General features: G+C 61.5%; 14 protein-coding genes. 4 read left to right on the top strand and 10 right to left on the bottom strand.

Translation table 11 applies throughout. The features are described from left to right. Positions 1-5: 5 nt before the first annotated feature. From D8767_RS25495 to D8767_RS25525, 7 genes are all read right to left on the bottom strand, one after another. Positions 6-1,049: a homoserine dehydrogenase gene (locus D8767_RS25495; RefSeq protein ID WP_016713367.1), complete on the bottom strand. Its 1,044-nt coding sequence runs from the start codon at positions 1,047-1,049 to the stop codon at positions 6-8. A gap of 208 nt (positions 1,050-1,257) precedes the next feature. Next, a complete protein-coding gene (locus D8767_RS25500) occupies positions 1,258-1,695 on the bottom strand; it encodes an Lrp/AsnC family transcriptional regulator (protein WP_016713368.1) in 438 nt (145 codons plus the stop codon). Next, positions 1,692-3,080, bottom strand: a complete 1,389-nt coding sequence (locus D8767_RS25505; protein WP_016713369.1) for a threonine synthase — start codon at positions 3,078-3,080, stop codon at positions 1,692-1,694. The genes D8767_RS25500 and D8767_RS25505 overlap by 4 nt, the downstream gene beginning before the upstream one ends. 24 nt (positions 3,081-3,104) lie before the next feature. Next, positions 3,105-3,989: a LysR substrate-binding domain-containing protein gene (locus D8767_RS25510; protein WP_016713370.1), complete on the bottom strand. Its 885-nt coding sequence runs from the start codon at positions 3,987-3,989 to the stop codon at positions 3,105-3,107. Between the two features lie 46 nt (positions 3,990-4,035). Continuing rightward, the gene (locus D8767_RS25515; RefSeq protein ID WP_026020391.1) at positions 4,036-5,475 is read right to left on the bottom strand and encodes an amino acid permease; all 1,440 of its coding nucleotides are present in this window, start codon (positions 5,473-5,475) and stop codon (positions 4,036-4,038) included. A 143-nt stretch (positions 5,476-5,618) separates the two neighbouring features. Then, on the bottom strand, positions 5,619-6,890 hold the full coding sequence (locus tag D8767_RS25520) for a cystathionine gamma-synthase family protein (RefSeq protein ID WP_016713372.1): 1,272 nt from the start codon (positions 6,888-6,890) through the stop codon (positions 5,619-5,621). 170 nt (positions 6,891-7,060) lie between these two features. Beyond that, entirely contained in the window at positions 7,061-7,945 is an 885-nt protein-coding gene (locus D8767_RS25525; RefSeq protein ID WP_177412734.1) for a homocysteine S-methyltransferase family protein, read from the bottom strand. Positions 7,946-8,063: 118 nt separating this feature from the next. On the opposite strand from D8767_RS25525, the gene D8767_RS25530 reads away from it, so the two are divergent. Further along, a complete protein-coding gene (locus D8767_RS25530) occupies positions 8,064-8,885 on the top strand; it encodes an ABC transporter substrate-binding protein (RefSeq protein WP_016713374.1) in 822 nt (273 codons plus the stop codon). Further along, positions 8,882-9,703 carry an amino acid ABC transporter permease gene (locus tag D8767_RS25535; protein WP_016713375.1) on the top strand — a complete coding sequence of 274 codons (822 nt, stop codon included), beginning with the start codon at positions 8,882-8,884 and terminating at the stop codon, positions 9,701-9,703. Before D8767_RS25530 ends, D8767_RS25535 begins: the two co-directional genes overlap by 4 nt. 235 nt (positions 9,704-9,938) lie before the next feature. On the opposite strand, the gene D8767_RS25540 is transcribed toward D8767_RS25535, so the two are convergent. After that, positions 9,939-10,868 carry a malate dehydrogenase gene (locus D8767_RS25540; protein ID WP_016713376.1) on the bottom strand — a complete coding sequence of 310 codons (930 nt, stop codon included), beginning with the start codon at positions 10,866-10,868 and terminating at the stop codon, positions 9,939-9,941. Positions 10,869-11,255: 387 nt separating this feature from the next. On the opposite strand from D8767_RS25540, the gene D8767_RS25545 reads away from it, so the two are divergent. Next, on the top strand, positions 11,256-12,641 hold the full coding sequence (locus tag D8767_RS25545; RefSeq protein WP_028699911.1) for a GntP family permease: 1,386 nt from the start codon (positions 11,256-11,258) through the stop codon (positions 12,639-12,641). Positions 12,642-12,784: 143 nt separating this feature from the next. Here the strand turns inward: D8767_RS25545 and D8767_RS25550 are convergent, their stop codons facing one another. Continuing rightward, a complete protein-coding gene (locus D8767_RS25550) occupies positions 12,785-13,333 on the bottom strand; it encodes a hypothetical protein (protein ID WP_016713378.1) in 549 nt (182 codons plus the stop codon). Positions 13,334-13,379: 46 nt separating this feature from the next. Next, the gene (locus D8767_RS25555) at positions 13,380-13,748 is read right to left on the bottom strand and encodes a hypothetical protein (RefSeq protein WP_027609772.1); all 369 of its coding nucleotides are present in this window, start codon (positions 13,746-13,748) and stop codon (positions 13,380-13,382) included. 130 nt (positions 13,749-13,878) lie between these two features. Between D8767_RS25555 and D8767_RS25560 the strand changes: the two genes are divergently transcribed. Continuing rightward, positions 13,879-14,955 (top strand): YafY family protein, encoded by a 1,077-nt coding sequence (locus D8767_RS25560; RefSeq protein ID WP_016713380.1) that lies wholly within the window; start codon positions 13,879-13,881, stop codon positions 14,953-14,955. Positions 14,956-15,017 lie beyond the last annotated feature (62 nt).

Genomic DNA, 15,017 nt, shown 5'->3' on the forward strand with positions numbered 1-15,017 from the left:
GCTCCTCAGGCCGAACGGCCGGCGGTGTGAATGGCGACGATATCCGACAGCAGGGCAAATGCGGTTTCGACACGCCCTGCACCCGGGCCAGACACGGTCACCGCGCCCAGCAGCTCGGTGTTGAACGCAACCGCATTGATCGCACCGCAAATGCCCGCCAGCGGGTGCTGACCCGGCAACAGGCGGGCCTCGACACGGGCACTTACCGAACCATCGGCTTGCCGGCTGGCGCTGCCAATCAGCTTCCAACGCTGGCCCTGGGCCTGCGCCTGCTGGATAGCCGCGCTGTCGATGGCGCTGATACCGCTGCAGGCGACATCACTCACCTGCAGGCAGGCGCCGAGCAACTCATTGGCCAGAATGACCACCTTCAGGCGTACGTCATGGCCCTCCACATCGGCGGTCGGATCTGCCTCGGCATACCCAAGCTCTTGGGCCTGGGCCACCGCCTCGGCAAAACCAAGCCCCTCCTCCATGCGTGTGAGCACGTAGTTCGAGGTGCCGTTGAGGATGCCCTCGAACCCCACCAGGCCCGCGCCTGCCAAGGTCTGGCGCGCCATGCGCAGCACTGGCGTACCGCTCATCACCGCGCCTTCGTATTCGAACGACACGCCATTGGCCCTGGCCAATGCCTTGAGCGCCTGGGCATGCAAGGCGATCGGCCCCTTGTTGGTGGTGACCACATGCTTGCCCGCTTCCAGCGCCCAGCGGCAGAAGGTTGCCGCTGGCTCACCGTCCGTTGGGTTGGTGAATGTGGCCTCGGCGATAATGTCGGCGCCAGACTGCTTGATCACCGCCTCATTGAAGGCTTCAGCCGAACCTTGAGGGATTTGCGCCAGCGCGCCCTTCTGAGCTGGCAGCGCGGCAAGCGTGGCGGCATCCAGGCCATTGCGGTCGATTGCCGACCCCAGGAACAGGTCGGTGACGCCAACGATCTTCAAGCCAAAGCCCAGCTCTTGCTGCCAGCGCGCGTTGCGTTCGGCAATCAGTTGGGCCAGGGCACGGTTCACACCACCAAAGCCAACGAGTGCAATTTTGTATTCGGTCATGGTTTGCTGTCCTTTCCAGGCGGTTGGTCGATGAGGACAAGCGTAAGAGCCGTGCAATGCCAGTTGAATATGGCAATCCGCTGTATTTATTGGTCAATCTGGCCAGTGCCCCTGCACGCCCGAGCGCCCGCTGGAATGCAAAACGCCGCCAGGGTGCAAGCCCGGGCGGCGTGGGTGTAAGGCGGGTCATCAAACGCAACAGCGCAGCTCAGATCACCGTGGCCAGCACAAACGATGTCACGGTGTTCTCGACCCCGGGCATGGCGGCGATTTCCTTCCACACATGGTGTACCCGCTCCGGGCTTGAGGCCTCGACGCGCAGCAGCAGGTCGAATTCGCCGCTGAGCACTTCGCACTGGATCACCTCGGGGATCTGGCGCAGCGCATCAAGCACCGCGTCACCGCGCATGCGGTCATAGCGGTAGACGAATATCACCGCGTTGATCAGCGACGTCGGCCGTCGGCCCTCACCGATGCGCAAGGTATAGCCCTGGATGGCCCCGTCGCGCTCAAGTCGCTCGATGCGCTGGCGTACCGCATTGCGCGACAGGTTTACCTTCAGCCCCAATTCGGCATGGGCAATACGCGCATTGGCGGTGAGCTCGGCAAGAATGCGTTCGTCCAGGGGGTCGAGGATGCGCTTCATCGCCCGGCCTGCAAGCGTGCCAACAACGCATGAACCCCCGCCAGGTCCTCTGGTTTCAGCAGTGGCCCGGCGCCGGCAGTGCCTTCGACGTCGGCCGGCACCTCACCGTGCCAGGCCCCCAGCTCCGCCAGCAGCCCGGCAGACTTTTCCGGGGCAAACTGCCCAAGCGTGACGATGGGCGCGCCGATGTTGCGCCGGTGTAAACGCCCGGCGAACACCCCTGTTGCGGCATGCGGGTCTACTGCGCTGCCGGTTTCGTGGAACAGCGTGATGATCTCCTCGCGAATCAACGCGTCGTCCACGGCGTAGGAGTCAAACAGCATGCGTGCATGCAACCACTGGCGGTTGCCGATGCTCAGCTCGCCACAGGCCTCGAAATGCTCCATCAGCGCGCGGGTCGCCCCGCCATCGCGGTCATACAGCTCCCAGACGAAGCGCTCCAGGTTGGAGAACAGCGAGAAGTCCATGACCGGTGACAACGTCTGACGGGTTGAGCCACGGCTGTAGCGATTGCAATGAATGAACCGGTGCAAGGCATCGTTGCGGTTGGTGGAGACGATGATCTGGTTGATGGGCAGGCCCATCTTCTGGGCAATGAACCCTGCGTAGATTTCGGCAAAGCTGGCCGTGGGGATGCTGAAGCCCACGGGGCGTGTGCCCCCGCCCAGCTGCAGCGCCGCATGGAAATAGAACACGATCTGCGCCAGCACGCCGACCCAGTTGGTCGAATTGAAACTCACCGGAATCAGCCCGGGGCATGGCCAGGCACGCAGCAGCGCCGACACCAGCGACTGGCAGTCGTCAAAGCTGCCATCCACGGCCACGCAACTGACGCTGTCGGACGCGGCACGGCGCATCACCGCTGCCCGGTCAGCGGGTGTGCCTGCATTGGGATACAGCGCCAGCAAGCCCGCTGCCGGGCAATGCTGCAGGGCTTCGATTGCCGCCACCGCCGTATCGCCGTTGCTGGCACCCACCAGCATGACCCGCTCGCAATCGGCCCCCAAAAAGTGCCGGATAAGCCGTGCCTGCAACTGTGCGGCAAAGTCCTTCGAGGAGCGGGTAGGCCCGTGAAACAGCTGCAGGATCCATTCGTTATGGCCCAGCTGCTGCAACGGCGCGATGCCACGGTGTTTGAACCCACGATAGCTGTCGCTGACCAGCGCCCTGAGGGTCGGTTCGTCGAGGGTATCGCCCACAAACGGTGCCATCACCCGCCAGGCCAGTTCGTCGAACGGCAACCACGACCAGCTGGCAATCTCCTGCGGGCTGAACACCGGCACCGAGGTGGGCACGTAAAGCCCGCCATCGTCGGCCAGGCCAGAAAGCAACGCTGTGCGGAAATCGACTCGTGTTTCGTTGCCGCGCGTGGATGTGTACTGCATCGGTGCTCCAGACAGGTACTTGAATTAACGGTGCGCCATGGCCACCAGCCAGTGGCTGAACGCCTGGGCATCCGGGGACAACGCCTCACCCAGGCCGCGTACCAGGTAAAACGACTCGCTCGCCTCGATGCGCGGGGTAAAGGGCGCGACCAGCCGCCCCTCCTGCAGCAAGTCCTCTACCAGCGACGAGCGCGCCAGCGCCACACCCAGCCCCAACTCCGCCATGCGCAAGGTCGACACCAGCGTGTCGAATTGCAGGCCGCTCGAAGAGTCGACCTGATCGGCCCCCACCCGCTCCAGCCAGTAGCCCCAGCCTTCCTCGTAACCCAGCACATGCAGCAACGGGGCACGGGCCAGGTCACGCGGCTCGCGCAGCGGGCAATCGGCGGCCAGCGCGGGCGCGCAGACCGGCACCAGCACGTCGCGGGTCAGGCGTTGCGCCTCCACACCGGCCCACTGCCCGCTGCCCCAGCGGATTTCCAGGTCGTCCTCGGCATCCAGCTCCTTGACCCACAGGTTGCTGATGTAGCGGATGTCCACCTGGGGATGCGAACGCCGAAAATCGGCCAACCGGGGCGCCAGCCAGAAGTGCAGGAACGACAGGCTGCCACGCACCTTCAAGGGCCGACGCTGGCGCTGCCCGAAAATTTCGTTGGTGCCTACTGCCAACCGGCTGATCGCGTCCTGCACCACCGGCAGGTAGGACTGCCCTTCTTCGGTCAGCCCCAGCCCACGCGGCAGTCGCTTGAACAGCGCTACCCCCAACTGGCTCTCCAGGTGGCGAATCTGCTGGCTCACCGCCCCCTGGGTGAGGTGCAGCTCTTCTGCTGCATGGGTGAAGTTCAGGTAGCGCGCCGACACTTCGAAGGCTCTGAGCCAGTTCAAGGGGGGCAGGGTTTTCTGGGTCATCGGCGGTTTCTCGTAGCAACGTTCCGGTGGCCTAGTATCACCCTGCTCAGGCGGCCTCGGAACCGGGCGCCACGGTTTCCAGCGGCAACGGACGACGCTGGCGGAATTTGCAGGTCAGCCAGAACGCCAGGTAACACCAGGCGATAAAGGGCAAACCAAAGTACAGCGCCACACGCTGGGCCGGGTCGAAGGCGATACCCACACAGGCCAGCACACAGCAGAAGATGGCTGCCAGCGGCACGAACGGGTAACCACGCACGCGGCACTTGAGGTCTTCGAGCTTGCCGCCATTGGCGATGTAATGACGGCGGAACGCAATCTGGCTGGCGGCGATGCTGATCCACACCACAACCACCGCCAACCCGGAAATGGACACCAGCGCCAGGTAGATGGTATCGGGCGCAAACACGCTGCTAAGCAGTGAAGCCATACCGCCCGCCATGCTCAGCACGATGGCATTGAAGGGCGTGCCGCGACGGGACAGCGAGGCATACCGGCGTGGCATGTTGCCTTGGTCGCTGAGGGTCCAGAGCATGCGCGCGGCTGCGTACAACCCGGAGTTGGCCGCCGACAACAGCGCGGTGATGATGACGAAGTTCATGATGTCCGCCGCGTAGGGGATCCCTATCATTTCAAAGACCATCACGAACGGGCTTTCCACCACACCGGCCTGTTCGCGCGGCAACAAGGTGGCGAGCACGAAGATGGTGCCGACGAAGAACAACGCCAGGCGAAGCACGGTGGTACGGATGGCTTTGGGTACGTTCTTTTCAGGGTCTTGGGTTTCGCCGGCAGCAATGCCGATCAGCTCGGTGCCGGAGAAGGCGAAGGCCACTGCCAGCAAGGTCATGGCAATCGACCAGAACCCCGTGGGGAAGAGCCCTTCGCGGGTAAAGTTACCCAGCCCGACACTCTGCGCGTGGGCAACCTCGAAGCCGCCCAGGATGGCGCCGCCACCCACCACCAGGAAAGCGATTACCGCCAGCACCTTGACCAACGACAACCAGAATTCGGTCTCGGCGAACGAACGTACCGAAATGATGTTGCTGATGAATACCGCAAGCCCGAACAGCGCACTCCATATCCATACCGGCGTGTCCGGAAACCAGCGCACCATGAGAATGCCGGCGGCGGTGAACTCCGAGCCAATGGCTACCGTCCAGGTCAGCCAGTACATCCAGGCCACCATGTAACCGGTGCCTGGGCCGATATAGCGGGTGGCGTAACTGCTGAACGAACCGACTTCCGGCATGTGTACCGCCAGCTCGCCCAGGCACATCATCACCAGGTAAACCATGATCGCGCCGAGCACATAGGCGATGACCGCGCCCAGCGGCCCCGCCTGATTGACGGTGTAGCCCGACGTCAGGAACAGGCCGGTACCGATGACACCGCCCAGCGCCAGCATGACGATATGGCGGGTTTGCATGTCCTGTTTGAAGCCATGCGCCGAAGCATTTCTCGTTGTCGTTGTTTGCAGGGACATTGTGGGTTTCTCATGAAAGTGGGCGGGCAAGGACGTTACGACGACCTCGTCTTGGCAGAGCGAAGCGAATGGCCTTGCATATTGTTTTTGTTCGACTTCATGAAGTGGCACTCACCGCAAAGGGTGAGTGCTACACGCCAGCCTCAGGCCTGCGCCTGGCCCAGGCCGGCATACGCGTCACCGTGCAACTCCTTTGCTGCGGCCAACTCCTGGCGCACCGATGCACAGGCCTGTGCTAGGTCTGCCAGCAGGTCTTCGGTGTCCTCGATACCCACAGAAACGCGCACCAGCCCTTCGGAAATACCCAGGGCCAGCCGCTCTTCGAGGGTGTTCTCCACATGGCTGGTGGTACGGGCCGGGCCGTAGATGGTTTCTACCGCGCCAAGGTTGCCGGCACGGTGGGCATACTTGAGCCGTGGCAGCAAACGCGCAACGGTCGGCATACCGCCCTTGAGCACAAAGCTGACGATGGCGCCGAAGCCACGCATCTGCGCCTTGGCAATCGCATGGCCAGGGTGCTGGGGCAAACCGGGGTAGTTGACCGCCTCGACCAAGGGTTCGGTGCTCAGGTACTGCGCCAACACGAGCGCACTGGCCTGCTGCTGACGCAGGCGCAGAGCCAGGGTCTTGATGCCCCGGATGATCAGGTAGGCCGAAAACGGGTCCAGCGCCGCACCGTTGATCTCGCGGTAGTGGCGTACCTGCGCCATCAACGGCTCCGCACCGCAGACCACACCGCCCAGCACGTCACCGTGACCGGACAGGAACTTGGTGGCGCTGTGCACCACCACATCCACGCCCAGGGCCAGCGGGTTCTGGTTCAGCGGGGTGGCGAAGGTATTGTCGGCCACCACCACAGCGCCCACCTGCCGAGCGGCAGCGCTCAAGCGCCGGATGTCCAGCACTTTCAAGGTGGGGTTGGTGGGGGTTTCGAGGTACAGCAGGTCGCAGCCCGCAGCGATTTCGCGTTCCAGCGCCTCGGTGTCCAGCGTGTCGCACAGGCACACCTGCACGCCCATGCGGGGCAGGAACTCTTCAAAAATCTTGTTGGTACCGCCGTAGCTGTCTCGGGTGGATACCACGCGTTTACCGCTGGAGAGGAAGGTATGCAGCACGGCACTGATGGCCGCCATGCCGCTACTGAACGCCACTGCCGACTCCGACTGCTCCAGTTCGCACAGCTTCGATTCCAGGGTGGCGACTGTAGGGTTGCTCATGCGGCTGTAGATGTAGCCCGGCAGTTTGCCTTGAGCCACGTCGTACCAGGCGTCGATGTCGTTGTAGCCGTAGGCGGCACTGACCACGATCGGGGTCTGAGTGGCATTGTACGGGTGCTGCACCTGCTCGCCGCCCCACACCACGCGCGTACCGACACCGGCCGCTGCATTACCCTCGATTTTTTCGTTGTTGTTCATATCCGGTTCCCGCACAGCTGAGTTGTGTACACCGATTCAGGATCGGCCTTCAGCGGACTATAGGGACATGGCGGGAGACTGAAAAACGATGGAATCCGGGTCTGAGTGGCGTTTTTTTTAATGGCTGGGGACCGGGCGCTCGCAGCAGCCGCCCAGCCACCTGCCAGGCTTTACGCCAAATTGCGTTTCAGCTCGGCGATATGCTCCGGGCCGATACCACAGCAGCCACCGATCATGCTGGCGCCCCGTTTACGCCAGTCATTGGCCCAGGCCAGATAGCCCGGCGGGTCAAGGTCTTCGCGCAGCTCATCCAGGCCGTCGTTGGCGGTGGCCTCCTTCGGCTGCGGCGGGAAGGCGTTGGCATAGGCGCCGATCGCGATGTCGGCGTTGCGTTGCTCGATCAACGCGTGCGCCACATCGACCGCAGCGCCAATGACCTCGGGCTGGCTGCAGTTGAACAGCACTGCGGCGGCGCCCAGATCGACCACGGCGGCAATGGCATCTGCCACCGGCTCACCGGAACGCAGACGCGGGACTTCATCAACCTCTTCGTCCTGCAGGGTGAACGACACCCAGAACGGCTTGCCGTCTGCCGGCAAGTGGGCGTGAATGGCCCGCACCTCGGCTACCGAACTCTGGGTTTCTGCCAGCCACAGGTCGACATGTGGCGCCAGGCCCTGCAGCAGCGGCGACAGCACTTCTGCCACGCGTTCGGGCTGGAACAGGTCTGGGCGATAGGAGCCGAAAAGCGGCGGCAGCGACCCCGCCACCCGGACCGGGTGCGGGCCGGCATCTGCCGCGTGGCGCGCGAGTTGGCCTGCGATATTGGCCAGTTGCCGCCCTTCTTTGGCAAAGCGCTCTTCGCCGATGTGGAACGGCACCACCGCATAGCTGTTGCTGGTGATGACCTGCGCACCGGCGGCGATGAACGCTGCGTGCACCCCCACCACCGCCTCGGGCGCTTCGCTCAGCGCCAGTGCCGACCATTCGGGCTGGCGAAACGGCGCACCACTGCGCTGCAGCTCACGGCCCATGCCGCCGTCAAGAATCACCATCGCTCGCTGTTTCATATAACTACTCTGAAGGTTCTTATGAATTAAATTCATTAGTTCACGGACGTTTATAACTATTAAATACCCTATCACTCCTTTGCCCAACATATCAGGTATGTACATGCGATTTTCTACCGTGCTCGGTGCAGGCCTCGTGCTGCTCGCCACTGCTTCCCAGGCCTTTGCCGGCGCCACGCTCGAGCGGGTTGAATCGCGCAAGGAGCTGGTCAACGTGCTGATGGAAAGCTACCCGCCGTTTTCCTTCCTCAACGACCAGAACCAGCTGGACGGTTTTGACGTGGACGTCGCCAAGGCCGTGGCAGACAAACTCGGCGTCAAGCTGCGCCTCGAAACCCCCTCCTGGGACGTGATCGCGGCGGGCCGCTGGAGCGGACGCTACGACATCTGCATCTGCTCGATGACCCCGAGCAAGGCACGCAGCGAAGTGTTCGACTTCCCCGTGGAGTACTACGCCTCCCCTGCGGTGATCGTGGTCAATGCCAAGGACGAACGTATCCACACCGCCAAAGACCTGGATGGCCGCAAGGTGGGCCTGACCAGCGCCTCAAGCTACGAAAGCTACCTGAACAAGAACCTGGTCATCGAAGGCGACGAAGACAAGAAAATCGAATACCCCTTCGACTTCGTGCAAATTGCGCCGTACGACACCGACAACGTTGCCTTCCAGGACCTGGGTCTGGGCGCCGGTGTACGCCTGGACGCCATTCTCACCAACCTGGTAACCGCGCAACCGCGCCTGGACCAGGACAAGCGCTTCAAGCTGGCCGGCGCCCCGCTGTATGAAGAGCCGAACTCGGTGGCCATCGAAAAGGGCGACCCCGAGTGGGATGCCAAAGTGCGCCAGGTGTTTGCCGAGCTGAAGGCTGATGGCACCCTGGCCAAGCTCTCGCAGAAATGGATTGGCGCCGATATCAGCAAATGAGCACCTTCCCCCCCTCCCCCAAGCCTGTGGCCAAGCCCACGGGCGCCGGCCTGTTCGGCTTTCGCACCCGGTTATTGCTGACCTGGCTGGCATTGTTCGGCCTGTTCGTTGCGTTTTTCCTCAGCTTCGATCTGAAGTTTTCGATCATTCTGGAGAAGTTTCCGAACCTTGCCGGCTTCCGGCTGGGGCCTAACGGCTTTCTGCAAGGCGCAGCGCTGACCCTGTTTCTGTGCCTGTGCTCGATGGTGGTATCGGTGCTGCTCGGCTTTGCCGCTGCACTGGCGCGGTTGTCGAACAGCGCGGTGCTGGTGGGCATCGCCAGCTTCTACACCTCGTTCTTCCGCGGCACCCCACTGCTTATCCAGATTTTGCTGATCTACCTGGGGTTGCCCCAACTTGGCCTGGTACCCGGCGCCATCAGTGCCGGCATCATCGCGCTGTCGCTGAACTATGGCGCCTACCTGAGCGAGATCTTCCGCGCCGGCATCCTGGGCGTGGCGCGGGGCCAACGTGAAGCGGCACTGGCCCTGGGCATGCGCACGCCACAGATCTTCTGGCACATCACCCTGCCCCAGGCCATGCGGGTGATCATTCCGCCTACGGCCAACCAGTTCATCTCGATGCTGAAGGATTCATCGCTGATTTCGGTCATGGGGGTGTGGGAAGTGATGTTCCTTGCGCAATCGTATGGGCGATCGAGCTATCGCTACCTGGAGATGCTGACGACGGCGGCGGTTATCTACTGGGTGCTGTCGATCCTGCTGGAGCTGGTGCAGGCGCGGCTGGAGCGGCATTTTGGCAAGGCCTATCAGCGGTAGCTGACAGGCCCAGCCGTGGGCTACGTAGTCAGAACCTGGCCCGTAGTGCCAGGTTGAAATCGCACGGCTCGCCGTAAGTCCAGTTGCCGCGCCTGCTCTGCCTGGCCGTCGAGGTTGCCGAAGCGCTAGCCGTAGGAGCGAGCGCAGCTCGCGATGCGCCGCGCAGGCGGCGCTCGTTCACATAGGCGCTAAAAACCTTGTGGCGAATGCATTGAATCTGAGAAACATTCCTCGTTCACAACGCCTTCATCTCAGCAATATCCCGCGCTACCTGATCAGCAGAATGGTCAAACATCGCCTGCTCCTGCGCATCCAGCGGCAACTCGATCACCCGCGTAAGCCCCGCGTCCGCCAGTACACAGGGCACGCCCATGGCAATGTCCTTGCGCCCGTATTCCCCTTCCAGAATGGCCACTGCCGGCAAAATGCGGTTTCGCCCATTGGCGATGGCATCCACCATCTGCGCAATGGCCACGCCTGGTGCATCACAGGCGCTGCCCATCTTCTTCAAGCCCAGAATCTCGCCGCCGCCCTTACGCGTGCGCTCCACAATTTGCTCGATCTGCTCATTGGACAGGAAGTGGGAAAGCGGCACCGAGCCGATCTGGCAGTAGCGCATCAGCGGCACCATGCTGTCGCCATGCCCGCCCAGCACCAACGCCGTGATGTCTCGCGCAGAGAACCCGGTTGCCTCGGCAATGAAGCACTTCATGCGCGCAGTATCCAGCACCCCCGCCTGCCCGAACACCTTGTCGCGCCCCAGGCCGCTGAGGCTCCAAGCACGGTAGGTGAGCACGTCGACCGGGTTGGACACCACCAGCACCGTTGCCGCCGGGGCATGGCGTTTGATGTCCGCCATGATGCCATCCAGTATCGGCAGGTTGATGCTCAGCACGTCCTGGCGCGACTGGCCGGGCTTGCGCGGCACGCCTGCGGTGATCACCACCAGCTCGGAGCCCACCAGCATTTCAGCCTTGGCCCCGCCGTACACACGGGTATCGGAGCCGGACTCCACAGCGGCCTGCCACACATCCAGCGCCTTGCCCTGCGCCAGCTCACCCTGCACGTCCATCAACACCAGCTCACGGCACAACTCATCCCGGGCGATGATCTGCGCCGCCGCCTCGCCGACCAGGCCGGCACCCACGATTGAAAGTTTGTTCACCAGACACCTCCCAGCGGCGCGTGCCACCAGGAACACGCCTGCGTATAGAGAGAAGTATTGCCCGCCGGGGCTAAAAGGCCACTCGAATGTGATGCCTGACAACAGAGCGCCCCCTCCCCGCCCCCACAGGAATGGCTCTGTGCATTTCTCTAGAGACCACCACCTGCGCTTGACAGTGTCCGGTCACAACCGAAATACTTTGAAACGATTCATATAGATGACCAAATAACAAGGTGAATCGGTCCATGAATACCCCACCAAACAATGTTCATTTGCCGTGTGCGGAACCCCCACCCGCAGGCCTCAGTGCCATTCCTCTCGACGTCGAATCGTCCGCCTTCAAATCCTGAGTGCCGCCAGAGCGCCTGCCCAACCGAGATTCCTTGCATGACTCCTTTAGATATACAGCTGTTGCTGACTGCCTTGGTCAGTGTCCTGGTGCTGGTGGCACTCATTGTGTCGCGCCTGAAGATGCATCCCCTCCTGGCCTTGCTGGTGGTGTCCATCGGCGTGGGTTTCGCTACCCACATGGAGCCCGGCAGCATCGTCTCCCACCTGCTCACAGGCGCCGGAAAGACCCTGGGCGCAGTCGGGGTGGTGATCGCGCTTGGTGCCATGCTTGGCAAAATCCTGGCTGACGCGGGCGTCACCGAGCAGGTCGCGGATGTGATCCTCAAACGCACCCCGGACCGCTTGATTCCGTGGGCCATGATGCTGGTTGCCTTTGTCATCGGCATCCCGATGTTTTTCGAAGTGGGCCTGGTGATCATGCTGCCGCTGATTTTCAGCGTGGCACGCAAGCTGGAAGGCAAGGCGCGCTTCAAAGGCTCGGCGTATGTGTACGTTGGTGTGCCGGTGATTTCGGCGCTGGCCGCCATGCACGGCATGGTACCCCCGCACCCAGGCCCCTTGACCGCCATTGCCGTACTCAAGACCTCGGTGGGGCCGACCATGCTCTACGGCTTCCTGGCCGCTATCCCTGCAATGATTCTGGGCGGCCCGCTGTATGGCATGTTCATCTCGAAGCGTATGAGCACGCGGCCTGATCAGGCATTGCTGGACCAGTTCACCCTGACTGAAAAAGCCGACAACCAGCCCCGCCCCGGCGTATTCATCGGCATGCTGGCCGCGCTGCTGCCGGCAATCCTGATGCTGGTGCATGCCGTTGCCGAGATGCTGCTGCCCAAAGGCAACGCGCTGCTGGAAATGGCCAGCTTCCTGGGCAACCCGCTGATCGCCATGCTGCTGGGCGTGCTGTTCGCCGGCGCCAGCCTGGTACTGGCGCGTGGCGGCGACGCCGAACAGCTGCGCGATGCGTTGGGCAAAAGCCTCAAGCCTATCGCCTCCATCATCATGATCATTGCCGGCGGCGGCGCCTTTCAGGAGATGCTGACCAGCGCCAAGGTGGGTGATGCCATTGTGCACCTGACCCAGCAATCGGCGTTCCCGCCCTTGATCCTGGGGTGGTTGATCGCGATGTTGCTCTCGGTGTCTACCGGTTCTGCCACGGTGGGTATCGTCGGGGCTGCCGGCTTGCTGGCACCGCTTGCGGGGGCAGACCCTAGCCTCAACCTGCCGTTGCTGGCCTTGTCCATCGGCTGCGGGTCGCTGTTCTTCAACTATGCCAACCATGCAGGGTTCTGGATGGTGAAGGAGTCGTTCGGCATGACCATGGGCGAAGCCACCAAGACCATTTCGGTGGTGCAGTCCATCGTGGCTTTGGTCGGGTTGGTGGTGGTGTTGGTGTTGAATGCGGCGATTACGGTGAGCTGAGCCAGGTTCGAAATGGCCTGACCGCCACAAGAAGACAGTTGCCTCCACAGGCTATACAGGCCGCCCGCGCAAGCACATACCTCAGCAGCTTGCGCGGGCGTTGTAGATACCGTCTTGACCCCTACCCAGCCCAGATCAACCCGTCAGCCGCGCATCTGCCAAAGAATGAAGTCAACTTTCTTCAAATCGGTCAGCTTGCCGTGTTCGGGCACCCGTTCGTTGAATTGCCCTATCCAACCTGCGCATTCAGTGGACGCCAGAAAGGTCTGGTACCAATCCTCCATGTACGCATAACAGCTCTTGGCGTCCTCGATCTTTTTACGGGATTGGTAGGAAGGTGCCTTGCGGTTGATGTTGCGCAGTACATGCGTATCCCAAACCGGCTTTTGCGGGTTCAACGTAGCAACCAGCTTGCTGGAGAACGACGGCTCATAACGCCCGGTAGCCTGGTGCATATGATCGAGAACCTCGGCAAACGTGGGCTTCGATCCCTTCAACTGCTCCATAAGCTGGTAGTAGGCGCCATACCAGGAACGCTCACGCCGCTGCACACGATAGAAGCCGTTATACGCTCGCTGAAACAGTGCGTCAGTCGAAACGTCTACCGTTTCCACTTGGCTCATCAAAGCCAGATACTTCTGGATACCCGGCTTGGCGTTGACAATGGCAGACGTCACATCACTGGTTACCATGGTGTTTACTTCCTCAGATGGCTGACAAATGCCCGGTAGCAGGCACTTACTGGGTATCGGTTCGGCGAGATCTTGCTTGAGCGAGCATGTCATCAAGCATCTGGATCATGTCGTCTACATCGATTTCTACAAACTCATCGCACGAAGCGGCGAGGATCCGTTCCGCGAATTGCGGGCTGTATTCCAGGGCTGCATTTGCAGCGTCGTTGTTGCCGAAGCGGGTGTACCGCCATTGGCCTTCTACCTCTTGACCGATCAGGCGCCCCTCTTCCTGCAATGCCAACAGGATCGTCTGAACCTCAGCCTCACCGAGGCTCACATCCGCCTGCATCAACCGCCGGTGCAGCTCAACAGCGTCGATGCCGTCGGCTGCGCTTTCAATAATCAGTGCTTTGACGCTCTCGATGTCGCTCATCGCGGTGCCCTCTTTTCTCTGCCACACCCTCTGCGATGGAGGTGTGAGTGGCATGATCAAGGTCTTTCCCTTGCCAACGAGAAGCATGTTGCACTCCAATAGGGACACTTCTTGTCCGAATTGAAACTAAATGATCAACCGAGCTCATCGCCGTGACTATCTGCGGCAGATTCTTAATGCAGCGGGTAAGCCACTGACCACCGCGAAAGTGCATGCGAAGCTGGTTGCGTGGGTTCGTCGGCATGGGGATGACGATGACGAACAGCATGAAAAAACCACCATCAGGGATTTGAAGGTGCTGGAGGACCTGGATTACGTTCGATCGACCATCAACGAGGCAGATAAACGGAGTTTGCTCTGGTCTGCGGTGGGCCGAAGCCACTCGCTGGTGCTTTCGCCTTCAGACGCCATGTCGCTCTCGGCGATTTTCAAGCATGCCGAACGATTCGGCCTGCAAGCAGCGACTGACGAGTTGAAGGGCCTGCAGGACTACACCGAACGGGTCATGCATGATGGTTCCCGGCGCAAGCTGAACTTCAGCAAGCGCATTACTTCAGGAACGCGGTTCACTGTTTTACAGCCGGGCAAGTACAACGCCAAACACCTTGAGCGCCTGCAAATGGCAATCCTCGAAGGCAAGCCCCTTGAGGTCTGGTACCGCCCGCTCGCCGCCGACGGTGTCGAGTGTGTTTACCAACTCAAGCCACTGGGTTTATCTCACCAGGACTCCAATATTTACCTCTCCGCATATGTTGCCGAAGAGCAGTGGCTCGGCGAAGCACCTGGCCCCGGCGTGCCGCGAGGCAAGTACAGCAGCAACGGCCCCAATAAACTCTGTGCGTTGATGCTACACAGGATTACCAAGGTAGAGCCGGGCAAGCGCATCATCGATGACCCGGAGGATTACGACATTCATGCTGATGAAGTCCAGAAAGACTTGGTGACCATCCATTCACCAGCACAGAAAACACGCCTTCGGCTAAGCCCCAACCTGTACAACCGGCTTTCTGAGAACCCGCTGGAGAAAAACCAGAAGCTGCTGCAAGACGGGGACAAATGGTTGCTGACCTGCAGGATTCGCGACACCCAAGGGCTACGATTGTTTCTGATGGCGAACGCTGCCGATATCGAGGTGCTGGAACCTTTGGCCCTGAGGGCGCATATCCATGAAATGCTCACCGTGGCGCTGAAAACCTACGAACGGTGATGAGTTCCTTCCGTGATGGAACTGCCACCGCTCGCGGCCAAGCAAGTTAAGGTGGCAGCAAT

This window comes from Pseudomonas sp. LTGT-11-2Z (genome assembly GCF_003691445.1).
GTDB classification, from domain to species: Bacteria; Pseudomonadota; Gammaproteobacteria; order Pseudomonadales; family Pseudomonadaceae; genus Aquipseudomonas; species Aquipseudomonas monteilii.